General features: G+C 55.6%; 14 protein-coding genes. 4 read left to right on the plus strand and 10 right to left on the minus strand.

Annotated elements, in window-relative coordinates; all coding sequences use genetic code 11:
* Positions 1-2 precede the first annotated feature (2 nt).
* The 6 genes from OQ371_RS19905 to OQ371_RS19930 all read right to left on the minus strand — a co-directional run bounded on the left by OQ371_RS19905 (position 3) and on the right by OQ371_RS19930 (position 10,378).
* On the minus strand, positions 3-842 hold the full coding sequence (locus OQ371_RS19905; protein WP_265990079.1) for a cyanophycinase: 840 nt from the start codon (positions 840-842) through the stop codon (positions 3-5).
* Between the two features lie 204 nt (positions 843-1,046).
* Positions 1,047-3,716: a cyanophycin synthetase gene (cphA, locus tag OQ371_RS19910; protein ID WP_265990080.1), complete on the minus strand. Its 2,670-nt coding sequence runs from the start codon at positions 3,714-3,716 to the stop codon at positions 1,047-1,049.
* Between the two features lie 623 nt (positions 3,717-4,339).
* Entirely contained in the window at positions 4,340-5,038 is a 699-nt protein-coding gene (locus tag OQ371_RS19915) for a SanA/YdcF family protein (protein WP_374761424.1), read from the minus strand.
* A 10-nt stretch (positions 5,039-5,048) separates the two neighbouring features.
* Positions 5,049-7,712, minus strand: a complete 2,664-nt coding sequence (locus OQ371_RS19920) for a DNA gyrase/topoisomerase IV subunit A (protein ID WP_265990082.1) — start codon at positions 7,710-7,712, stop codon at positions 5,049-5,051.
* Positions 7,713-8,163: 451 nt separating this feature from the next.
* Positions 8,164-8,802 (minus strand): NUDIX hydrolase, encoded by a 639-nt coding sequence (locus tag OQ371_RS19925; protein ID WP_265990083.1) that lies wholly within the window; start codon positions 8,800-8,802, stop codon positions 8,164-8,166.
* Entirely contained in the window at positions 8,795-10,378 is a 1,584-nt protein-coding gene (locus OQ371_RS19930; RefSeq protein WP_265990084.1) for an NAD(P)/FAD-dependent oxidoreductase, read from the minus strand. The genes OQ371_RS19925 and OQ371_RS19930 overlap by 8 nt, the downstream gene beginning before the upstream one ends.
* Before the next feature lie 233 nt (positions 10,379-10,611).
* On the opposite strand from OQ371_RS19930, the gene OQ371_RS19935 reads away from it, so the two are divergent.
* The gene (locus OQ371_RS19935; protein ID WP_265990085.1) at positions 10,612-12,693 is read left to right on the plus strand and encodes an alpha-L-fucosidase; all 2,082 of its coding nucleotides are present in this window, start codon (positions 10,612-10,614) and stop codon (positions 12,691-12,693) included.
* Positions 12,694-12,766: 73 nt separating this feature from the next.
* Complete coding sequence (locus OQ371_RS19940; RefSeq protein ID WP_265990086.1) at positions 12,767-13,948, plus strand: acyl-CoA dehydrogenase family protein; 1,182 nt, start codon at positions 12,767-12,769, stop codon at positions 13,946-13,948.
* 96 nt (positions 13,949-14,044) lie between these two features.
* On the opposite strand, the gene OQ371_RS19945 is transcribed toward OQ371_RS19940, so the two are convergent.
* The 3 genes from OQ371_RS19945 to OQ371_RS19955 all read right to left on the minus strand — a co-directional run bounded on the left by OQ371_RS19945 (position 14,045) and on the right by OQ371_RS19955 (position 20,045).
* Complete coding sequence (locus OQ371_RS19945) at positions 14,045-15,313, minus strand: dipeptidase (RefSeq protein ID WP_265990087.1); 1,269 nt, start codon at positions 15,311-15,313, stop codon at positions 14,045-14,047.
* A gap of 69 nt (positions 15,314-15,382) precedes the next feature.
* Positions 15,383-16,843, minus strand: coding sequence for a SusD/RagB family nutrient-binding outer membrane lipoprotein (locus OQ371_RS19950; RefSeq protein ID WP_265990088.1), 1,461 nt, complete (start codon positions 16,841-16,843; stop codon positions 15,383-15,385).
* 103 nt (positions 16,844-16,946) lie between these two features.
* Complete coding sequence (locus OQ371_RS19955; RefSeq protein ID WP_265990089.1) at positions 16,947-20,045, minus strand: SusC/RagA family TonB-linked outer membrane protein; 3,099 nt, start codon at positions 20,043-20,045, stop codon at positions 16,947-16,949.
* Positions 20,046-20,577: 532 nt separating this feature from the next.
* Here OQ371_RS19955 and OQ371_RS19960 point away from each other — a divergent pair.
* Complete coding sequence (locus OQ371_RS19960; protein ID WP_265990090.1) at positions 20,578-21,432, plus strand: polysaccharide deacetylase family protein; 855 nt, start codon at positions 20,578-20,580, stop codon at positions 21,430-21,432.
* 131 nt (positions 21,433-21,563) lie between these two features.
* Positions 21,564-23,315 carry a T9SS type B sorting domain-containing protein gene (locus OQ371_RS19965; protein WP_265990091.1) on the plus strand — a complete coding sequence of 584 codons (1,752 nt, stop codon included), beginning with the start codon at positions 21,564-21,566 and terminating at the stop codon, positions 23,313-23,315.
* Between the two features lie 5 nt (positions 23,316-23,320).
* On the opposite strand, the gene OQ371_RS19970 is transcribed toward OQ371_RS19965, so the two are convergent.
* On the minus strand, positions 23,321-24,499 hold the full coding sequence (locus OQ371_RS19970) for a hypothetical protein (protein ID WP_265990092.1): 1,179 nt from the start codon (positions 24,497-24,499) through the stop codon (positions 23,321-23,323).
* Between the last annotated feature and the right edge of the window lie 67 nt (positions 24,500-24,566).

Genomic DNA, 24,566 nt, shown 5'->3' on the forward strand with positions numbered 1-24,566 from the left:
TCTCAGGAAAACTTCTTGTTGCGCAGCGTAAAATTATTGCCGTGGCTCAGCACGTGAACCAGCAGGTTTTCGATGAAAATATCGTGTTTCACCTGCGCCACGGTATGGTTCGCTTCTTTCAGGATGCGGCCATCGATGAGGGTCACCAGCCCCGAGCCAATCGCTTCGAGTTTGTTGCCTTTTCGGATGATGATGCCCGTATCTTCTTCCAGGCCAATGCCAATGTGGGTCGGGTTCTGGGCCACGGCAAAAGCCAGCCGCCGAAACCGGCCCCGGACCAGGAAATGGGTGTCAATGATCGCGTCGTGCACCAGAGCCAAACCGGGGAACAGGTCAACTTCCGGGCGCAGGTCTTTCTCCTGGGCGCGCGGGTAAATCATCAGGTCCGACATCACCATGGCCCCGGCGCTCGTTCCGGCAATGACAAAATGCTCGCTTAGGTAGCGTTCGTGTAGAATCCGGGCGAAATCCGTCTCGTTAAAAGCCGCCGTAAGTTTGAGCTGATCACCTCCCGAAAACAGAATGCCACCACAGGTTTTGATGCGGGCCAGAATGTCGGGATGGTCGGCTTCCCGCGGGGACGTCAGGTGCATCGTCCGGACGTTCTCGTAGCCCAGTTTTTTAAATGCCTGGGTATACTGATGCGCCACGGATTTCGGAATGCTGGAAGCGGTCGTGACCACCTCCAGGCAGGAATCCGGATTATTGATTTCAGCAATAATTCGGTAGAGAATACCGGAATTTAAAAAGTGGTGTATGGTATCGCGGACGTGCAATGGTTTTGCATTTCCCCCCTTATCTTCATTTCCTCCGATGGCAATCAAGGTACCCTTTATCTGCATAACATACGCTGAATTTTAAACGGCGCCCGGTGGATCGCATGTATTCTGAAGAAACCACCCATCGGTTATCTTACTAACGCCGTGGCGCGGGATTAGTTTGGTTTTTTCGGGCTTTACGATAAACACAACGCTCCGCTAGAAGCAAGCAGGCCCGGCAGGAATCAAACCGTTCCGCCGGGCCTGCTTGGTATGAACGCTTATTGATCAGGCTTTTGCCAGCACCGGTTGTGACTCAATTTTTTCTTCAAGCTCCTGGTATTCCTGAACGATTTCCACCGACCGCCGAATCCGTTCCGAGAGGTGAACGATCATGGCGCCGGATTGGGCGTTTTTAAGGGCGTACGCCAGCGCAGCCAGCTCGTCGGGAATTACCTGAATGGGTTTGGCTGCGTCCACCTCCCAGACGCCCTGTTTAACCAGGTCGGCAATCTGGGCGGTTTCCCGGCCCCGGCCGTCTTCGTCAAAACGGATGATGATCTCGTCGAAAAGTCCGCAAGCCACGCGCCCAAGCTCAATAATGTCTTCTTCCCGGCGGTCGCCCACACCGGTCAGAATGCCTACTTTATAGCCGACGTCTGTCTGTTTGAGGTAGTGCCCCAACGCGCTCAACCCGTGCGGATTGTGGGCGTAATCCACCAGAACGCAATGGTTTCGGAACTGGAAGAAGTTCATGCGACCCGGGGTGTTCTCAAACGATGGCGTAAAGGTGCGCAGCCCTTCGGCAATCTGGGGAACCGAAATAGGCTGGCAGAAAGCCGCCAGGGTAGCCGCCAGAATGTTTTCAATCATGAACGGAGCGGTACCGTTGAAGGCCAGTGGAATGTTCCGGACGTGCTCGACCCGCAATTGTTCGTCACCGCGCCGGATGGTGATGTACCCGTCTTCGTAAACGGCCGCCAGACCTCCCGCCCGGTAGTGGGCCACCACATGCTCGCTTTCGGGGTGCATACTAAAGAGGGCAATCTGACTGCTCAGGTTTTCCCGCATGGCGTACGTCGGGGCATTGTCGGCGTTTAGAACTGCGTAGCCGCCGGGTTTGACACTCTCCGCGACAATGGCTTTGACCCGGGCCATGTCGTCAATAGAATTAATGTCCCGCAAGCCCAGGTGATCGGCGGCCACGTTGGTGATAACGCCCACATCGCACTGATCGAAGGCCAGCCCCGAGCGGAGCATGCCACCCCGCGCGCATTCCAGGACGGCTACCTCCACGGTTGTATCCTGCAACACCTTCAGGGCGCTGGCGGGGCCGGTGCAGTCACCTTCCTCGATCATCGCATCGCCAATGTAAATCCCGTCGGTTGTGGTGAAGCCAACGGTATATCCGGCCTGCTGAATCAAATGCCGGGTGAGCCGGGTTGTCGTCGTCTTGCCGTTGGTCCCCGTAATTGCAACAATTGGAATGCGGCCCGGCGTGGATTCGCCCGGCAAGGATGCGCCCGGCGTTTCGGGGAAGAGCATGTCGGCAATGGCTTTGCCCACATCCCGCGGTGTGCCTTCGGTGGGATGCGTGTGCATGCGCAGGCCCGGAGCCGCGTTCACTTCGATGATCATCGCACCGGACGTTTTCAGCGGGCGGGTGATATCGGTTGCCATCAGGTCAATGCCGCAGATATCCAGACCGATCGTCCGGGCGGCCCGTTCGGCCATGGCCTTGATTTCGGGGTGGACGCAATCGGTTACGTCGATTGACGTGCCGCCCGTGCTGAGGTTGGCGGTTTTCTTCAAACACAGTTCCTCGCCGTCGGGAAGAACCGAATCGACCGTCAGTCGCTGCTCGGCCAACAGAGTGATCGTAGCCTCATCGAGCAGAATTTTCGTCAGCAGGTTTACGTGACCGTCTCCGCGCCGGGCGTCGCCGTTTACCTGATCGACCAGCTGGCGAATGGTGGACGTGCCATCTCCCACGACGCAGGCCGGAACCCGCCGGGCCACCGCGCAGAGCTTGTAGTCGACAACCAGCAGCCGGTAATCGTGGCCTTCGGCGAATTGCTCCACCAGCACACGCTCACCGTGCATTTTAGCCAGCAGGAAAGCCTTGAACAACGATTCGACCGTCCGGATGTTGGTGGTAACGCCCCGGCCGTGGTTGCCGTCGAGGGGTTTGACCACCAGCGGAAAATCCATCCGTCGCAGTAGGGCTTGCAGGTCGTCCTCGGTCTGAATTACTTCGCCGTCAGGAACGGGAATGTTAACGTTGCGGAGCCGACGTTTGGTTTCGTCTTTATCGGCGGCCAGTTCAACGGCGATGCAACTGGTCTGGTTGCTGAGGGTTGCCTGAATCCGTTTCTGGCGGGCACCGTAGCCCAGCTGAACCGCAGAATCCGAATCCAGCCGGATGGTGGGAATCCCTTTCCGGTGGCAGGCGTCGACAATTGCGCCGGTGCTGGGGCCCAGGCGGGTTTCTTCGTGCAGGCGTTTCAGTTCGTTGATGGTGGCTGTGAGCGGATAGTCGGTGTCATCAATCAAAGCCTGCGCAATCTGGACCGCGCATTGGGCTGCGTAAATCCCCGCTCTTTCTTCCTGATAAGCAAAAACGACGTTGTAAACACCGTGTTCGCCGGTTCCGCGCGTGCGTCCAAAGCCGCATTCCATGCCCGCCAGCGACTGGATTTCCAGCGTAATATGTTCAATGACATGGCCCATCCAGGTGCCGGTTTCGACCCGGTAGAAAAAACCGCCGGGGTGCCCTTCCGAGCAGCGGTGCGAATACAGACTGGGCAGCAATTGCCGAATCCGTTCGTAAAATCCGGGTAACGTATTGGTCGGAAAGTTTTCCAGCTCCTCCAGATCCAATCGCATCACGATCAGCTTGTGCCGACGTACTGACCAATAGTTCGGCCCTCTCAGAGCTCGGATATCGATGATTTTCATTGTACTCTTCTATAAGATAGATGTAAGGGGATTAACGCATCCAGGAATCATTGTTCCTGAGTGTACGATAGAATGTACGGAATCGTAAAGTCTATCCACGGAGGTTGGGTTTTCTGATTGCTTGCCGAAAAGTGTTGTTTTAGGTGTCTAGTAAGCTAGAATTTGAGTTTTAACGAGGGTTCTGCAGATTCTCATTCCCTTGTAGCATTGAGGTTGAAGTCAATTTCTTCTTTATATTATATAATAACCCGGAATTGTGGAAATGGTTGAGTTGAAGCGGCTGAATTATGAGCATACGGCCTGGTGGCACAAGCGAACGGTATGCGTCCCGACGACCTTAAGCCCGGTTGAGACAGCGAGCAAACAGGGGGTAACGGCTAAACATATACTTTTGGAATTTACTGAATCAGAACCGTTAGCGAAGCATTGACCGGGCAACCCCGTCGGTGCTGAGTATCCGCCAGATCCGTGGTTTTTACCGTGATGGACCGGGGATGGGCGTGGCCGGGAAGTTTTGAGAATTTGGCATCTACATTAACGGGGCCAGTGACTTTCCTTGTCAGGAAAGGAGTGGTTCAAGGGCAATGCGTTGAATTGGCGGGAAGGGCAGAGGCCCGGGAACGCTACCGGATTTCCTTATTGTCCATGATCGGCTTGGGGTGCACGACGTAGACATCCAGAACCGCCAGCGGACGCGCCAGGTATTCACGGACCAGAGTGCGGAAGGAATACCCACCAGGTATGTCCTGGGCGGCAAACGCAATGGCGGTCATGCCCTGGTGATTGCCGATGTAGAGCGCCCGGGCGTTGTGAAAATTCTGGGAGATAATCGTGATCTTATCCTGGTTGAACACCTGCTTGCACCGAACCACCGAATCGAAGGTGCGATAGCCCGCGTAATCGAGAATCATATCGGATTCGGGAACGCCCAGCCGCATCAGGGCTTTTTTCATATCTGCCGGTTCGTTGTAGTATTCCGAATCGTTGTTTCCGCTCAGGATGATGTGCTTGATCTTACCAACTTTCCACAACCGGGCGGTTGCTTCCATGCGGTAACGGAAGAAGAGGTTTTCGTTGCCGCTCTTAACGGATTTGCTGGTACCCAGCACCAGCCCGACATCATTGGTTGGCAACTGGTTGATGTCGAAGTAAACCTGACTCCGGGTGCTGTACACGACCCAAAAATTACAAAGGAGCACAACCGTAACGCCCACGAAGGCAGCCGCAATGCCGCCTTTGAGGACCCGTTTGACCCCCAACACACGGGCTTGGGGGCTGGCTTCTTTGTAATTGCCGGATTGTCGGCCAGTCGTGTACGGCATCGGATTCATGTCATGAGAATAAGCCTAGTTGTTTCACTTTTTTCTCCGAATCGTTGTCGTCGGTGACGGATGCGTTGTCGTCCTGTGGCTCGTCGAATTCCGATTCTTCAACCAGTAAGTTAGAATTTATTGTCCTATTTTCCACGATTTCCCGCTCATTAATCTGTCGGGGGGGCAATAACTTTACCTCTTTTACCTTGGCAAAAGGCAGTTTGGCGCCCAACGCTTTCCAGCCCCGCACGTCGATGAAGCCTTCGGGCTCCAGCACCATTTTCTCGAGCGGCCCACGTTCTTTCATCTGGTGGACAATCTCGAAGCGGGGGTGGTTATCGGCCGAAACCGCCAGCATCTTCGAGCCTTTGGCGTCACCAACGAAGCTGAACTTCTTATCCTGCGTGGTGGTCTCCACTTTAAACCGTTTGACGTAATGCGACTTCTGGTTGGCTTCGTAATACACCGTCGACAGAATGCGCTCGGGGTCGAATTTCTCCAGAATGGCAATTTCGGACGGTTCGTAGCGGTTGGTCAGGTTGTAATTGGTCAACTCATACTCCCCGTCTTTATAGACGACCAAAATGCTCATTCCGTTGTCGAAGTTGCCCAGGTATTTTCCGCGCTCGTCGCGGTTCAGGCGTCCGAGGTGTTCGTCGTACCAGATATCCACCCCGCCGAGCGTCGAAACGCCCCCGGATTTCAGGCTTACTTTCCGAACTGGATACTTGGTGACAATATTGCCCTGCGCCGACCGATTTTTGATGCCAACCTCCGCAAAATTGTAATCAAACTGCTTGATCTTGGCCGTGCTCTGGGCGGTCAGGTTAATGGTAATGATCTCCGCTTCGCCGTTGTCGTTGGCGGTAAACCACAGTACTTTCGACTTCGGGTTGCCCATCGTCAGGTCGTATTCCCGGTCGCGGGTCACGGCGGTCACACTAAACCGCTTGGCCATCGTGATGCCGGATTTGCCATCCAGGTAGAGCAGGTTGTAGACTTTCCGCTCGTCATTTTTCTTGAAGACCGAGCAGTAAATAATGTCCTTACCGACGAAGGTTTTGTCCTGAACTTTGGTGACCAGGCATTTGCCGTCGCGCCGGAAAACAATGATGTCGTCGATGTCGGAGCAGTCTGAAACAAACTCGTCTTTCTTCAGACCCGTACCGACGAAGCCGCCTTCGCGATCGACGTACAGTTTGGCGTTGGTAGCCGCCACCACGTTGGCCGCAATGGTGTTGAAGGCCCGTATCTCGGTTTTGCGCTCCCGTCCTTTGCCGTATTTTTTGAGCAGCTCTTTGAAGTAGCTGATGGCGTAACGGGTCAGGTTAGCCAGGTTGTCGTCCGTTTCGGCCAGTTCCTGTTCCAGCCGGCGCATGAGTTCTTCGGCCTTGAAGGCATCGTATTTCGAAATGCGTTTGATTCGAATTTCGGTCAGCCGGATCAGGTCATCTTCCGTAATTTCGCGGTAAAACTGCTTTTTGAACGGCTTCAGTCCTTTGTCGATCGTGGCCAGAACGGCTTCGAACGTCTCGCACTCCTCAATTTTCCGGTAAATCCGGTTTTCGATAAAGATTTTCTCGAGCGAACTGTACAGCAGCTTTTCCATCAACTCGCCCCGGCGGATCTGCAACTCGCGTTCGAGCAGCGCAACCGTCTGGTGGGTGTTGATTTTCAGAATGTCGGTAACGGAAACAAAGTGCGGTTTATCCCCGATAATTACGCAGGCGTTCGGTGAAATGGACACTTCGCATTCCGTAAACGCGTAGAGAGCGTCGATGGTAATGTCGGGCGAAACGCCGGGGGCCAGATGCACGTGGATTTCGACATCCTTCGATGTCAGGTCCTCCACTTTTTTGATTTTGATTTTGCCGTCGTCGTTGGCCTTGATGATCGAGTCCTTGATGGAGGTCGTCGTTGTACCAAACGGTGTTTCGCGAATGATCAGCGTTTTCTTGTCAAATTCCTCAATCTTCGCCCGGATGCGGACTTTACCACCCCGGCTACCGTCGTTGTAGTTGCTGACGTCAATGTAACCGCCCGTCAAAAAGTCGGGGTACAACGTGACGGGCTTGTCTTTCAAAATATTGATCGACGCTTCGATCAATTCAATGAAGTTGTGGGGCAGAATTTTGGTGGATAGACCAACGGCAATTCCCTCCACGCCCAGCGCCAGCAGCAGCGGGAATTTAACGGGCAGCGTGACGGGTTCTTTCTTCCGGCCGTCGTACGACAACTGCCATTCGGTGGTCTGCGGATTGAAAAGAACGTCGTTGGCAAACTTCGACAACCGGACCTCGATGTACCGGGGGGCAGCCGCGCCGTCGCCGGTCCGGACATCGCCCCAGTTTCCCTGGATATCAAACACCAGGTTTTTCTGCCCGATGGTGGTCATGGCGTCGCCAATGGAAGCATCGCCATGCGGGTGGTACTGCATGGTCTGGCCGATGACGTTGGCCACTTTATTGAAGCGTCCGTCGTCCATCTCCTTCAGGGCGTGCATAATCCGGCGTTGCACCGGCTTCAGACCGTCTTCAACGGCCGGAACGGCCCGTTCCAGAATGACATAGGACGCGTATTCTAGAAACCAGTTTTCGTACAAGCCCGACACCACGGTCTGCTGGTGGAGGGTATTTTCATTTTGCTCTTCCGGTAGTTCAGTGGGATCCAGAATTTCGCTCATTCGACTAATGACGGATAAAAATCGATGGTAAATGCTATCGTTTTGATGGGCTCGGCGGGAAAATAATCCGTCGATAGCTTTATAAAGATACAACAATTTTTTGAAAAAAGTGCCCTATATGCGCTAAAATGCGGCTTTTTGGGTAAAATCGTTACACCTCCACATCGCCAGATCAGAAGTTTACAAAAGCCATGCCGGTGAGCCTTCCAATCGGAATCAGAAGACCATTCGGCTTTAAAATGCTTTTGCTTGATCGCTCTTTCCTGAAAACGTTATATAATACTTGTATTACAAATGTAGTGATTTTAAATCAGAATACGGCTTTTCACCGTATTAAATCACATTCTATAGCTCCGGTAACGGTAAACGCCGATCAAAAACCACGAATGGAAAGGTACCGAAAATAACGGTTCCAATGCAACGACTTTCTTGCGCCCGGTGGAAAAGTCGATTACTTGGGTACGGAATTGATCACCATTAGCAACTCGCTGATCATCATGGCCGTTGCGCCCCAGACTTTAAAGCCCTGAAGTTGATAAAAAGGCGCGTCAATTAAGGTGCCGCGCACTTCAATGGCGTTGGCCCCAACGATGGTTTCGTCCATCAGTTCATCCAGCGATACCTCGACAACGTGTTCGACCTCGCGCGGATCGGGGTAAAAATCCGGCCGGTACGGCAATATACCCACCACCGGCTGGACGAAAAAATTACTCGGGGGGATGTACAGCTCGGTCAGCTTGCCCAGCACTTTGACATCGGTCACACGAATGCCGACTTCTTCCTGCGCTTCCCGCAGGGCCGTCCGGATCAGGTTTTCGTCGGTGCGCTCCATGCGTCCGCCCGGAAAGGCCATCTGCCCGGCATGAACACCGTCGTACTGCGGGCGCAGAATCAGGGGTAAAAGAATGGAACCCCGGTACGGATAAAAAACAATTAAAACGGCGCTTCGCCGGGTGCGTTCATTCGGTTGCATAGCCATCCGCAGCCGCGAGGCCGAAGCCATTTTCTTGTGGGCTTCGGCGCCGGGTAACGGTTCGGCCAGTCGCTCTTTCAAGGCACTGGCAAAGCTATGAAACGAAGGGTCAAGCATATAGTTTGGCTACTTGTTCAGCACATTTTTCACCGTCCATGGCCGCCGAGACGATGCCACCGGCGTACCCGGCTCCCTCGCTGCACGGAAACAACCGGCTGATCTGCACGTGTTCGAGCGTGTCGGGTCGGCGCGGTATCCGGACCGGCGAGGACGTACGGCTTTCCACGCCAATCAACTGGGCTTCGTTGGTAACGTAGCCGCGCATCGATTTTCCGAATTGCTGCAAACCGGTTTTCAGGGGCGCGGCAATCGTTTCGGGCAACACCGCCTGCATGTCAACCGACTGAAGACCGGGTTGGTACGAAGTCGGTAGCAGGCTTTTGGAAACCCGGCTGGTCACAAAATCAGAAACCCGCTGGGCCGGAGCGGTCTGGTTGCCGCCTGCGAGCTGGCAGGCCCGCTGTTCGAGTTCTTTCTGAAACTGCATACCGGCCAGCGGACCGTATTCTTTATATTTTATCAAATCCGTTTCGTGGACGGCCACCACCAGTCCCGAATTGGCGTACTTCGAATCCCGGCGCGAGGGCGACATACCGTTCACCACCAGTTCGCCCGGAGCCGTAGCCGCCGGAACAATGAAACCGCCCGGACACATGCAAAACGAGAAAACGCCCCGTTCCACCCCCTTGTGCCGGGTTTGGGTCACCAGACTGTAGGAAGCCGCGGGCAGGTAATCGCCCCGCTCGGGCCGGTGATACTGGAGCTGGTCGATCAGCGACTGCTGGTGCTCGATCCGAACGCCCATTGCAAACGGCTTGCTCTCAATCGTAATGCCTTTCTGATGCAACAGTTCAAAGACGTCGCGCGCCGAATGACCCGTCGCCAGAATGACGCCCAGGCCGGTCAGCTCGTCGCCCCGGTCCGTTACAACGCCCTTGATTTCGTTTTGTTCGACCAGCAAATCCACCATGCGCGTGTCGAACCGGATTTCTCCACCCGCTTCGAGGACGCTCTGCCGCAGGGCAACCACCACCTCGGGCAGTTTGTTGGTGCCGATGTGGGGGTGGGCATCCACCAGAATCTGTTCCGTCGCGCCGTGCGCCACCAGAATTTCGAGGATTCGGCGCACGTCACCGCGCTTTTTGGAACGGGTGTAGAGCTTGCCGTCGGAATAGGTACCGGCACCGCCTTCTCCGAAACAGTAGTTCGATTCGGGGTTAACCCGGTGTTCTTTATTGATAGCCGCCAGATCACGCCGACGCGCGCGGACATCGCTGCCGCGTTCCAGCACAATCGGCTTCAGACCCAGTTCAACCAGCCGCAAAGCCGCAAACAAACCCGCCGGACCGGCTCCAACCACAATCACCGGGCGAGCCTGGCTCACATCGGAGTACGCCTTCCGGTACGCAATCAGCGGACGCGGGGGCTCATTCACGTAGACTTCGGCATCGACGTGTACTTTTACCTGACGCGACCGGGCGTCGATGGACTGCCGCAGCTTGCGAACCACGGGTCGTTCCGGCTGGGCAATCAGGTCCGCCGGAAGCTGTAATCGGTTGTAGATTTCTTGCTCGAAAGCCACCTCATCGAAAGCAATATCGGGTTCGAGCGTTAACGAAAGCGAGTGAATCATAGGTATTATTTCCTATAAGATCAACAACCGGATACCGTTTCGGGTTCGCCGTTTATTTCTTATTATTATTTGTGTATTAAATGGTAAATTTATTTAATCAAATTGAATTAACACGGCTGGCCGGGCTTTGAATTCGTTTTCACGGCGCCGTCGGCCTATATTTGACCCGGCGATGGGACCTTCCGGGGGAAGATCCATGCGTTCCATTCAGCTCATTGACAACCCACTTTCTAATGAAAAAAGTTTTTCTCCTGATTTTACTCAGTACACTGCGATTATCTGCTCAAAAAACGGCTCCGCCCGCTCCGTATGGGGCCTTGCCGAGTCCGCAGCAGGTGGAGTGGCAGAAAATGGAGTACTACATGTTTATCCACTTCGGACCAAACACGTTTACCAACAAAGAATGGGGCCACGGCGACGAAGACCCGAAGGTATTTAACCCCACCCGGCTCGACGCCCGCCAGTGGGCCCGCACGGCCAAAGCCGCAGGCATGAAAGCCATCATCATCACGGCCAAGCACCACGACGGCTTTTGCCTATGGCCCAGCAAATTCAGCAAACATACCGTGCGGGAAAGCGCCTGGAAAAACGGCCAGGGTGACGTGCTGCGTGAACTGTCCGACGCCTGCAAGGAATACGGCTTGAAGTTCGGGGTGTACCTTTCGCCCTGGGACCGCAACCACCCGGCCTACGGAACGCCAGAGTATAACCAGATTTTTGCCAACACGCTCGACGAAGTGCTGAGCAGCTACGGCAGCGTGTTTGAACAGTGGTTCGACGGGGCCAACGGCGAAGGCCCGAACGGCAAACGGCAGGAGTACGACTGGAACCTGTTCCGGGGTGTGGTCTACAAACACCAGCCCAAAGCCATCATCTTCAGCGACATTGGCCCGGGCTGCCGCTGGATGGGCAACGAAAGCGGTATTGCGGGCGAAACCAACTGGTCGACGCTCAACACCGACGGTTTTGGGATGGGCCACGCGGCCCCGCCGACGCACGTGCTCAACGCCGGCAACGAAAACGGAAAATACTGGATTCCGGCGGAGGTCGATGTGTCGATCCGGCCGGGCTGGTTCTACAGCCCCGATACCGACGACCGGGTGAAAACGCTGACGCACCTGATGAAAATCTATTATTCGTCGGTGGGCCGCAACGGCAACCTGCTCCTGAATGTGCCGGTTTCGCGCGAAGGACTGATTCACCAAAACGATTCAACCCGCCTGATGGAATTCCGCAAAACCGTGGCCGAGTCGTTTAAAACCAACTTGGCGCTGGGCAAAACCGTGACGGCTTCGGCGGTTCGGGGCAAGGACCAGCGGTTTGGGGCTAAAAACCTGCTGGACGGCAACTACGACACGTACTGGACCACCGACGATGCCGTGCGGCAGGGGTCGTTCGTCATTGATCTGGGCAAACCCACGGAGATCAACCGGATCGTGTTGCAGGAGTACATTCCGCTGGGCCAGCGCGTAAAGTCGTTTAAAGTTGAAGCCTGGAACGGCAAGCAATTCGAAACCATCGATCAGCAAACCACCATCGGTTACAAACGAATTCTGGTGTTCCCGACCCTGAAAACCACGAAGGTCCGGGTAACGATTCTCGAATCCAACGCCTGCCCGGTGCTGGCGGAATGCGGTCTGTACAAAGCGACCGAACTGCTGTCGAACCCCGAAATTGCGCGCAACAGGCAGGGGTTGGTAACGATCACCTCGGAAGTGGCCGATCCGGTTATCCGGTATACGACCGACGGTTCGGAACCGACGCTGGCATCGACCCGCTACACGGCTCCGTTCCACTACGCCAAAGGCGGCACGATCAAAGCGCGAGCGTTCATCAAAAACGGCGCGGAGTCGTCGGAAATCGTCCCGGCATCGTTTGACCTGGCCCCCGAGAAGTGGTCGGTGGTGGCCAGCGACGACAAGCTGAAAAGCGCGGCTGGCCGCGCCATCGATTCCAATCCGCATACCGTCTGGCAAACCGCCCGGCAGGAGGGCAGCGCCAAACACCCGCACGAGCTGGTGGTGAACCTGGGTGAGACGCTCAACCTGAAAGGGTTTACCTACACCCCCCGTCAGGACGGCCAGAACGGCGGCACGATTTACCAGTATAGTTTCTACGTGAGCGAAAACGGTACCGACTGGAAACCCGTCCTCGAAAAGCAGGCATTTGCCAACATCCGGAACAATCCGGTGAAACAGGAAGTGCCGTTTGCCAGTCCGCAAAAAGCGAAATTTATCAAGCTGGTGGCGCTTTCGTCGGTCAACGAAAACGAAAACTGGGCGTCGGCTGCGGAAGTGGGCGTGCTGGTAAACTAATCTAAAAACGAACTACTCCCGTCAGGTATAGGCAATTCGTTGCCATTCCTGACGGGTTTTCTTTTTCAAACTCATGGCCCAGTCAACCGATTTTGAAGCCCCTGATTTTTACGGAATCGACGACCTGCTGACGGAAGAGCAGAAACTGGTGCGGGCGTCAATGCGGGCGTTTGTCAACCGGGAAATCAGCCCCATCATCGAGGAATGCGCCCAACGGGGGGCGTTTCCCGAGTCGCTGCCCCGGAAGTTTGGGGAAATTGGGGCCTTCGGGCCGACCATTCCGACGGAATACGGCGGGGGTGGGCTGGATGCCATTTGCTACGGCCTGATGATGCAGGAAATCGAGCGGGGCGATTCGGGAATGCGGTCCTGTGTGTCGGTGCAGAGTTCGCTGGTGATGTGGCCAATTTACGCGTACGGGTCCGAAGAGCAGAAGCGCAAGTTTCTGCCCCGGCTGGCAGCGGGCGAGTGGCTGGGCTGTTTCGGGCTGACGGAACCCGACCACGGTTCGAATACCGCCGGGATGCAGACCTCGTTTGTGGAGCACGACGATCATTACCGGCTGAATGGGTCCAAACTCTGGATCACCAACGCACCGGTGGCCGATGTAGCCGTTGTCTGGGCCAAAAATAGCCAGGGCCGGGTACAGGGCCTGCTGGTCGAACGCGGCATGGACGGTTTTTCAACGCCCGAAATTCACGGCAAATGGTCGCTGCGGGCCAGCACGACGGGTGAGCTGGTGTTTCAGGACGTAAAAGTGCCCAAAGAAAACCGGCTGCCGGGCGTCGACGGGATGAAAGGACCGCTGAGTTGTCTGGATCAGGCCCGGTACGGCATTGCCTGGGGCGTGGTGGGGGCGGCTATGGATTGCTACGACTCGGCCCGGCGCTATGCGCTCGAACGGCAGCAGTTTGGCAAACCCATCGCGTCGTTTCAACTGGTGCAGAAGAAGCTGGCCGAAATGCTCACCGAGATCACGAAAGCCCAACTGATCTGCTGGCGGCTGGGGGTCCTGAAAAACGAAGGCAAAGCCACCACGGCCCAGATTTCGCTGGCCAAACGGGCCAACGTCGAGATGGCCCTGCACGTGGCGCGGGAAGCCCGGCAGGTGCACGGGGCGATGGGCGTTTCGGGCGAATACCCGATCATGCGCCACCTGATGAACCTGGAATCGGTGATTACCTACGAGGGAACCCACGACATTCACCTGCTGATTCTGGGCAACGAAATCACCGGTATTCCGGCGTTTAAATAACCGGTTTTGCTGCCTGCCGTAAAAAAAATGGTGGCCTAAAAGACCACCTTTTCTTTTTTTGGCAATGAAATGATTTTTAAGCGGTGAACGATCAGGTCATTTGCCGATCATTTCCGTCGGGGCGCTCTTCTCCACGGCTTTCATGACCCGGAAGAAGTTGCCGCTCCATATTTTTTCAATGTCTTTTCGGGAATAACCCCGCCGGACGAACTCCACGGTAAAGTTTTCGTACTGGCTCACGTCAAAGCAATCGGCCAGAGCGCCACCGCCGTCAAAATCGGCCCCCATGCCCACGTGATCAATGCCGATCAGTTTAACGATGTGGTCGATGTGGTCAACGGCGTCTTTTACCGTGGCCAGTTGCGCCGGATACTGTTTGTTCAGTTCCATGAACTCGGCCCGAAGCTTCTTCTGATCGTCTTCCGACAGTTTGCTCATGGCGCCCATCATCGACCGCCGGTCTTTCACACCCCATTTTTCAAACAGGGCTTTCTGCGCGGCTTCGCGCTCCGGACTGGGTGGAATGGTTTTGACGTAATCGCTCAGCAGGTTTAGTTGCACCACCCCGCCGTTTTTCGCCAGGGCTTTCAGCATATCGTCGGTCAGGTTGCGGGGGTGGTCGCAGATGGCTTTGGCTCCCGAATGCGACGCAATGATGGGTACTTTTGATAGCCGGATTACGTCGTAAAAGGTCGAGTCGGAAACGTGCGACACGTCGATCATCATGCCCAGCCGGTTCATTTCGGCCACCACCTGCTCGCCCAGCGGACTCAGTCCCTGGTACTCGGCCCCTTTCGGGTCGGTCGAGGAGTCGCAGATGTCGTTGTTGCTCGAGTGGCAGAGGGTCATGTAGCGGGCGCCCCGGTCGTAAAACGTTTTGAGCATCGACAGGTCGTGGCCCATCGGATAACCGTTTTCTACCCCGATGAAAATAACCCGTTTGCCGGTTTTGCCGATGCGCAGGGCGTCCTGGGGCGTGGTAGCCAGTTCGGCTTCGGTGCGGGTGTTTTTGAGCGTCGTTTCAACGGCATCAAAAATACCGAGTGCTTTTTGTTTGGCGGTTTCGTGGCCTTCCGGCGTGCGCGGACCCTGACCGAGGTAAACGGCCCAGAAAATAGCGTCCAGACCGCCTTTCCGCATACGCGGGTAATCGACCTTGCTGCTGGTGGCGCGGGCGTCGTTTTCTTTTGTGACGTCAAAACCTCCGCGCGAGAGCAGCATGGGCGTGTCGGCGTGGGTATCCACCGTGAACGCTTTCTCGTGGATCTTTCTGGCTTTTTTCAGCAACTCCTTATCGTCGTCGGCCGCCAGGGTTACGCCGGTGCTGAGGCAGGCCAGGAGGGTAGGGTATAGCCAATTTTTCATCGAAAACAGTCGGTTAAATGGTTAAAAAGAAAGCGGGTGCACCCGGTGGCGCACCCGCTTGGGCAGGCATTATTTGGCAAACCAGAGTTTGAGTTTTTTATCGTTCTGGCCGCCCTGGCGTTTCAGAGCCGCGTCGAAGTTGGTATAGTTCAGCGATTCTTCGGAACCCGGATACGGCAGGCGCGTCGGAACGACCCCATTGTTGGTATTCAGAGCGGGGGGCGTCAGGGCCGGAATGCCCGTCCGGCGGTATTCCGACCAGGCTTCCAGGCCCTGGCCGTAGAGGGCAATCCACTTCTGTTCGATAAGCTGGGTGTACCCGGCGGCTCCTTCTTTCAGGGCGTTGGCCGTCAGGTAAGCCGGGGAAACCGTCAGCTTGTACTGCTCGTGCGAAGCCGTGATGGCGCTGTTGTACAGGGTGGCCGTGCTGCCCGCAGCGGTTAGACCGTTGTAGGCAAATTCGGCTTTGATGAAGAGCAGTTCGGCGTAGCTCATAATCACCCCTGGAGCCGTTGCGCTGGTAAAATAAGCGCCCACTTTTGAAGTTTTCGACAGGCCGAGGGCGTTGGCGTCCGACGCCGACAAGCCGTTCGGAACGCCTTTAAATTCGCCACCGTCGGCGGGTCGGTCGGCGTAAATGGCCAGCCGGGCGTCGCTCAGCGCCAGCATTTTGTCAACCAGCGTGGCACTCACCCGGTGGTCGTCGCGGGTTTTACGGTTTTCGTTGATCGGGTTGTTACTCGGAGCAGCCGCCAGGTAGTTCAACTGAATGATATCGGCGTTGGACGCCAGTACCGGGTATTTGGCCGGGTCGCTCAGAATCCGGTTGATCTCCGCTTTCACGTCAATGGGTGCATCGGCTTTGTTCAGCATCCGCAGCAGCAGGCGCAGGCTCAGCGAGTTGGCAAACTTTTTCCATTTGGTCAGATCACCGGCCAACAGAATGTCGCCCCCAATGGCTTTGCTTTTGTCGGTTGCGTCGATCAGGTCGCTGGCTCCCTTCAGTTCGGCCACCAGCCCGGCGTAGACATCTTTCTGGGCGTCGTATTTGGGTTGCAGCGTTCCTTCCAGTCCCAGCACGGCATCTTTGTAGGGAATGTCGCCGTAGATGTCGGTCAGCAGCGAAAACACCCAGGAGCGGAGGATGACGGCCACGGCCTGGTAATTGGTGTTGCCGGTTTCGGCTCCGATTTTGTAAATCCGCTGGTAGTCGGCCAGCGACTCGATGTAAAAATCCCGCCAGCTGTTGCTGATGATGTCGTTGGAAATGGTGTACTGGTCAACGTCCGTGTACTGAATCCGGGCCCAGTGCTGCGAAATGCCCGAGCCGATGTCCTGCCCCAGCGAACCGCCCCAGTACACATCAACTGCGCTCTGAATACCGTGCGGCAAGAAAAGATCCGCTGAAGCCGTGGTTGGGTTGTTGGGGTTGGTGTTGATCTCGTCAAAATTGTCCGTGCAGGACGACAGGCTCAGAAAGAGCGCGGCCACAACGGCTTTGTATCGAAAGGAAAAATAAGTCTGTTTCATGCTGATGGATCGTTGGAATGACGGGTTGTCGGTCCGGACAAGTTGACGCCTTCTGGTCTCTGCATCAACTTGTCCTGAACCGGGTGCCGAAATCGGTGACGTTTTACAAATTGAATCCGATGTTGAAACCGATGGATCGGGTGGTCGGGATCTGGCCGTTTTCGATGCCTTGCAGGTTGCCGTCGTTGTAAAAGCTCGTTTCCGGATCGATGTGCGGAACGTTGCTGTGCAACAGCGCCAGGTTCCGGCCAACCACCGAGATGGCAATGTCGCGGAAGGGCAGGCGCTTGAACACCTGGCCCGACAGCACGTAGCTCAGCCGAACTTCGCGCAGTTTGACAAAGCTGCCGTCGAAAATGGTGCCTTCGTTGTTGGTTAGTGAGTAGTACTTGTGGTGCCACTCTTCCGACGAAATACGCACATCGTTGGGAACGTAATTGGGTTCAGACGCCGTGCCGATGTTTTTTACCCCTTCGCCGATGATGCCGTCTTCCCGGCCCAGCGTGGTTTCCTTCAGGACACCCGTGTACCGGCCAATGTTGATGGACTGCGAGAAGATGTCACCCCCCTGTTTGATGTCGATCAGCGTGCTCAATGACAAGGCTTTGTACGTGAACGTGTTCTGTATGCCGCCAATCCATTTCGGCGTGAAGTTGCCGAGAATCCGGCGAACGGGGTCGATTTGGGGCGCTCCGGCGCTATAGACGATGTTGCCGTTCGGATCGCGCAGGAAGCCTTGTCCGAAGAAGGTTCCGTAGGGCTGGCCAATGCGGGCTTCAACGCCCATACCCCGGATATTGGTGGTCGGATTCAGCGTGTACGTCGTCAATCCTTCCGCCAAATCCAGTACTTTGTTGCGGTTTTGCGCCCAGTTCAGCACCACGTCCCACTGGAAAGCTCCCGCTTTGACCGGCGTGGCCGACAGTTGGATTTCAACCCCCTTGTTTTCCAGCCGACCGGCGTTCAGCAGCTTGGACGAAAAGCCGGTAGCGTTGGAGATGTTAACGTTCAGGATCTGGTTGAACGACTGTTTGTTGTAATACGTCACATCCAAACCAACACGGTTATTCCACAATTTTACTTCCGCCCCAACTTCGTACGAATTGGTCAATTCCGGCTTCAGGTTGGCGTTCAGCATGGCGTTGCTTTCGGCCAGTGACGGTAAGCTCCCCCAGGCATTGGCGTAGGCATAGGTTTGCAACAGGTTATACGGATCGGTATCGTTTCCGACGCGGGCAATACCGCCCCGGATTTTGGCAAACGACAGAACCGGCGAACTCACATTGAACATATCGGTCAGAACGGCACTAACGGCGGCCGACGGATAGAAATACGAACGGTTGCTGGCGGGCAGGGTACTCGACCAGTCATTCCGGGCGGTCAGATCGACGAACAGGTAGTTCCGGTAGCCGAGGTTGGCCGACGCATACACACTGTTAATGGCCCGTTTTGAATACATGGTGTTGTCCGTCACGGGCCGCTGGCGGGAGTTTCCGATGTTCCAGACGCGGGGAATGGCGAGCTCGGTCGCGCCGGTATAATTCCGCTGGTAATAGTTCGACCGGTGGTTACCACCGATGTTGGCCGTTACATCGAAGTTGCCAAATTTGTGGGTTGCGTTCAGCAAAAAGTCCGAGTTGGATTCCTGCACGTAAATCTGCTCTTCGTTGTAGCTGTCGAACAGGTTGGAAGTCCGGGCGGCATTCTTGGTTTTCCGCCGATCAATGTAGTAATCCGTTCCGGAGCGGGCCGTCAGGGTCAGCCAGTCGGTGAATTTGTAGGTGGCCGAAAGGTTGCCAAACAACCGGTCGCGTTCGTTTTCGCGGGCGCTGACGTTCAACTGGTAGTAGGGGTTCGTCCAGTAGTTATAGTTCCAGTTATACTGGTAGATGCTGCCCGGAGCCTGGTAGTTTTTCAGTTGCTCCATATCCACCTGCCGGCCGAACCAGATGAAATACAGACCCCAGTTGGTGCGGTTGTCACTGCCGTCTTTCACGTAGTTTCCGCTGGCGCGAATGCTTAGTTTTTTGGTCAGGTTCCAGCCCGCGTTCAGCGCGAACGTCCGGCGCTTGTAATCCGTGTTGGGCAGAATACCGGTCTGGTTCAGATCGGTCACCGACAGCCGGAAATCACCTTTCTCGCTAGCACCCGTGATGGAAATGTTGTTGGTGAGCGTCCGGCCGGTTTCGAAGAACTGGTTAACGTTATCCGGGTGAGCAATCCAGGGCGTGGCGGTCCGCTTGCCATCCGGACCAATCGGCGAATCAAACTGCGGAATCAGGCGGCCGTCCAGCCGGGGTCCCCAGCTTTCATCGACGCCGTCGTTGACGCCACCGCCCCGGCCATCGACGTACGAAAAGAGTCCTTTCCCGCCCTGGCCGTATTCGTTTTGCCATTCGGGCAGCCGGAACGGGCTATCGAACGCCGTGTTGGAGTTCACCGACACGCCAATACCCCGGCTGCCTTTTCCGCTCTTCAGCGTGATCAGCACCACCCCGTTGGCCCCACGGGAACCGTACAGGGCCGCGGCACTGGGACCTTTCAGGACGCTCACGGACTCAATATCGTCCGGGTTCAGCGAACCGGCTCCGTTGCCGTAATCAACCGCCGTGGAAGAACCGTAATTGCCGTTGTCGATGGGAACGCCGTCGACCACAAACAGCGGCTGGTTGTTGCTGCCGATGGAACTGGCCCCCCGGATCACCATCCGCGACGAAGCGCCCGGCGCACCGTTGGAGTTGGTCACCTGCACCCCGGCCACTTTGCCCGATAGCGCGTTAACCAGGTTTGTTTCGCGGGCCTGCGTGAGTTGTTTGCCGCTCACTTCCTGCACGGAATAGCCGAGGGCCTTCTTCTCCCGGGTAATCCCGAGGGCGGTTACAACGATTTCTCCCAGCAGGGCCGCATCTTCATCGAGGATAATGTCGAGCGTGGTTTTGCTGCCAGCGGCTACTTCCGTGGGCTTAAAGCCGATAAACGACACAATCAGGGTGGCATTGGCCGGAGCATTCAGGGTGAATTCACCATTGGAATTTGTCGTGCTTCCGATTGACGTTCCTTTGATCAGCACGTTGGCACCGGGCAAACCGGCGCCGTCGGTTTTGGACAACACTCTCCCTTTTAAGGTTCTATCCTGCGCCAGGCTGACCAGATTCATCAGCAGGGCGATCAGCAGGAAGCAAGAGGTAGATGCTCTTCTCATAGATAGTTGGAAGTAATGAAGTGGTTAAATAGGACTATAACGGTTTATTGAACCAGATTTGCTGGTTTTTGACTAGTTAGTAACTGTAGTATAATTGATGGAAATCGTACGAAATATGGTCATTGTAGATTGATTAGAATGTTAATACTAAAGAAATAGGTTAAAGTAATTGAAAACGTAAATAAGTGTAATAATGGATAGTAAGACAAATAATATTTTAAAAAAATTAATAATTGTAAAACATAGTATAAGATATTATGGCAAATTCAAAATTTATATAGGTAAAATGACAAATTTGTGGACTAATTATTTGTAAGATGGGTAGGCTATATTTTAAGTCAATAATCAAATAAGATTATGGCATGTTTAGGATACAGTGGGAAAAGGGTTTCAATTGCAGACGGGATGTGTAAGTGTTCGCTAAAAGCAGCGAGGGCGAACGCTTTTGAAACAACGGCGATCCCGGTATTCTGGAGTTTTCAAGTATATTTAAGGGACAGTGTGACGAAAGCCTGTTTCTGACCCAAACCGGATGAAAAAAGAATGTTTAGCGCTGTTTCTGCTGGTCGCTTCCCTGACGACCGGCTACGCGCAGGCTCCCCGTCTGATTGTTCGCGGGGACGACATGGGCTATGCGCATTCCGGAAATGAAGCGCTCGTGCAGTGCTACCAGGCAGGCATCGAGTCGTCGATTGAAGTCATCGTTCCGTCCCCCTGGTTTCCGGAAGCGGTCGAAATGCTGAAGCAGATTCCGAATGTGGACGTCGGTATTCACCTCACCTTGACCAGTGAATGGGATAACGTCAAGTGGCGGCCGGTCTCGGCCGGTCCGAGCCTGCGGGATGCCGACGGGTATTTCTACCCCATGATTTACCCCAACAAAAACTACCCCAAACGCGCTTTGGTGGAAAATGACTGGAAGCTCGAAGACATCGAGCGGGAGTTTCGGGCGCAGATTGAACTCGGCCGGAAATGGATTCCCCGCATCAGCCACATTTCCGGGCATATGGGATGCACAGGGATGGGCGACGAGGTGAAAGCGCTGGTTCAGAAGTTGGCTAAAGAATACAACGTCATTCACCTGGACCGGAATTCGCAGGAATACGACGTGACGACGGTGGGGTATGTGGGGGCGCACGCAACCTCCGCCGAAAAAGTTGAAAGCTTTTGCAAAATGCTCGAAAGCCTGGAATCCGGCAAAACGTACCTGTTTGTCGATCATCCCGGCCTGGATACGCCGGAGCTGCGGGCTATCCACCACATCGGGTACGAGCAGGTGGCCATTGACCGCCAGGGTGTTACCGATGCCTGGACCAGCCCCCGCGTGAAGGAATTGATCAAAAGCCGGGGAATCCAATTGATTGGCTACCGGGATTTAAGGGAGTAACGATCGGATCCAGCTTGGAACGTTCGACTAACCCGTTCATCAATTTTGGGCATCAATGAGGGATTACTCTGCAACAGACCGCTGTTTTTTCGCGTACCTCTGAGCAATAGTTGGCGCAAAACCTCCGGCATATGACAGGATTTCTACGGATTCGTTTCTTACTGATTTATGGGTTGGTGAGCGTGGCCTTCGTAGCCAATAGCCAGATGCTGGATTGCGCCAACGTTGGCTTTGACGAAGGCACAACGCGGGGCTGGACGTTGCTGAACGGAACCATCATGGACCTCAATCAGCAAGTGGTCTATGAAAATGAGGTGACCGGGAGCTTCGAAAATGGTCACCGGATTACGAGTCTCAGCGACGGCAACGACCCCCGGATCACCAGCGAGGCCATTCCGATGGTGGCCCCCGGCAGTACCCACTCCATCCGGATTGGCAACACCAACCGGGGTGGGCGGTTCGACCGAATCCGCGGCTCTTTTGTAGTGACGCCGGACAACACCCTGTTTCAGTACCGGTTTGCGGTCATTCTGGAAAATCCAAACCACTCCGACTGGCAGCAGCCCGAATTCGCCATCCGCATCACCACGCAGAACGGCGCGACCATCGGTTGCAGTTTTTACAACGTTACTTCCGCCGGAACGATCAGCGGTTTTAAAAATCAGGGTGACCTTCGGTACCGCAACTGGACGACGGGCGCCATCAGCCTTCAGGACTATGTTGGGCAGACCATTACGGTGGAAGTGACGGCGCACGGCTGTACGGAACGCCGGCACGTGGGCTACGCTTATTTTGACGCCCAATGCCTAAAATCCGAGATCAAACCGGCGCTGTTCTGCTCACTGATGGACAAAACCATGACCCTGAAAGCACCCGACGGGTTTGCTTCCTACCAGTGGAACACCGGCGAAACCACACCGACCATCCGCGTGAATCCGGTGCAGGGTGCCCGTTACTGGGTGAAAGTAAAGCCGTTTTCGAGCCTGGACGAAGACTGTGAGTTTCAACTCAATCATACCGTCCGTTTCGAGGTGCAGAATGAGCCAGAACCCCGGACGGTTTCCATCTGCGAGGGCGATGGCTATACCGTTGGCGATTCGACCTACCGCACTGCCGGAACCTACCTGACCCGCATCAGACGGGGCGCCGAGGTCTGCGACAGCCTGGTAAAAACCGTCCTGACGGTTCGACCGCTGGCCCGCAGTACCCAAACCGTGACCATCTGTGAGGGCGAAACGTACAGCGTCGGGACGACGGTTTACCAAACGGCGGGGGCGTACGATACCCGGATTGCCCGGTCCGGCCCGCTCTGCGACAGCATCGTAACCACGCGGCTGATCATCAACGCCATCCGCCTTTCGATTAATCCGGACACACTTATCCGACCCAACGCCACGGCCCAGCTCCGGGCAAATGTCACATCACCCGGTAATTACCGGTATAGCTGGAGCCCAACGGACGGGGTGGCCTGTCCCACCTGCCCGGTTACCGTCGCAAACCCGGAGGAAACTACCCGCTACACGCTGACTGTCGAGGATATTGATTTTAACTGCCAGAAAACCGCATCGGTGGAAATCCGGATTGGCGACTGCACCATCCACACCCCGAGCGCGTTCACCCCCAACAACGACGGGCAGAACGATGTTTTCCTGATTCGGGGGTCGGACTGCGTCACCGAGATTCAGGAGTTCATCGTTTACAACCGCTGGGGTGAGGTCATCTTCCGGCAGCAGCATTTCCCGGCTTCGGACCCCGCCTACGGCTGGAAAGGCGACTATTTGGGCCAGGCGTCGGAGAGTGGGCTGTACACGTTCAAGGTGAAAGTGGCTTTTCTGAACGGGAAGGTCGATGAACACCGGGGATCGTTTATGCTGCTGCACTAAAGCAATTAATTTCCGCCTGACTCCAGCAGGGCTTTCAACCCGTCCAGATCAATGTTCTCGCGAAACTGCCGGATCATTTCCCGTTTAGCGACCATGTCTGCCGACGTTTCGTACTTCATCAGCAGCTGAATGGACTGGATGGCGTGCCGGGGCAGCCCGGGGTCGCCGTATTTCAGGTCGTGCGTTACCAGCGGGCGGCCTTTGGGGGCCTGTTCCTCAAACGTGCCCAGCCCCCGGCGGTTGGTGAGCATCCCGTACGGATCGGCGATGACGGCCTGGGCGGCCCGTTCCTGCGGACTCATGGCGGCCAGCAGGGCGTCCAGGCGCTGAAAGTTATCGCGGAAGCGCTGGGCGGACTGGTCGCGTTTGATCCGGCCGTTTTCCACGCTCCGGCGATTTTCCTCCTTGTACTTTTCCCGTTCGGCCGCGGTTTTGAACGCGGTGGACTGATCGGCGAAGGCCAGCGTTTCTTTCAGGGCAGCTTCGAGTTTGTGGGTAGTTTCTTCGTTTTCTTTCAGGTAATTCTGGATATACCGTTGCAGTGACCGCACAAACTCTTCGCGGCTAACGGGGCGCACCGGCAACCGGTTTCCCGGTACCAGCAGGATCGATTCGTGCTTTTGGTTGTTCCAGCCGGTTTGTTTGCTGTAAACCGGGTAGCCTTTCAGTTCGCCGATTACCTCCGGCATGTAGTAGATCTGCTGACCGTTCGCCAGCAGGTACTCCCGTTCGCTGACCGAATCCATGAACTGCCAGAGCGAGTTGACGTGGCATTCAATCCAGGTGCCGGTTTCGTGCGAGCGTTCGGGCTTGCCCCGGAAACACCAGTAGTGCAGGTAATACGTCGTTACCGAATACCGCAGGGGCGAACCCGCCGGCATGAGTTGGTATTCGTTAGCGGGGTCGTTGCGGATGAGTCGGTAGGCCCGCGCTTCCAGTCCCTGCGGATTGGGGTAAGCTTTCTGGAGCAGTCGGATGATTTTATCCTGCCGTTCAAACACCACCGGCAGGCTCTTGCGTGGAAAAGCCGGGTCCATTGCCCCCAGGGCGTCCGGTTTGCGCACCCAGGGTGTCTGGATTCGCTGGGCATCTTCAGGTCGGCACTCGGGTGCCTGGGCTGCGCTGCCTGGTCCCATAAAACCGCCCAACAGGCCGAGCAGGAGGGTCCGGAAAAGAGAGTTCATGTCGATTGGTTGTGCTGAAAAAACAAAGATGCAAAACCCGGAAGGCCGCGCTTTCGGCAATGGGGCC

The sequence above is a fragment of the Larkinella insperata genome, assembly GCF_026248825.1.
In the GTDB taxonomy this organism is placed as follows: Bacteria; Bacteroidota; Bacteroidia; order Cytophagales; family Spirosomataceae; genus Larkinella; species Larkinella insperata.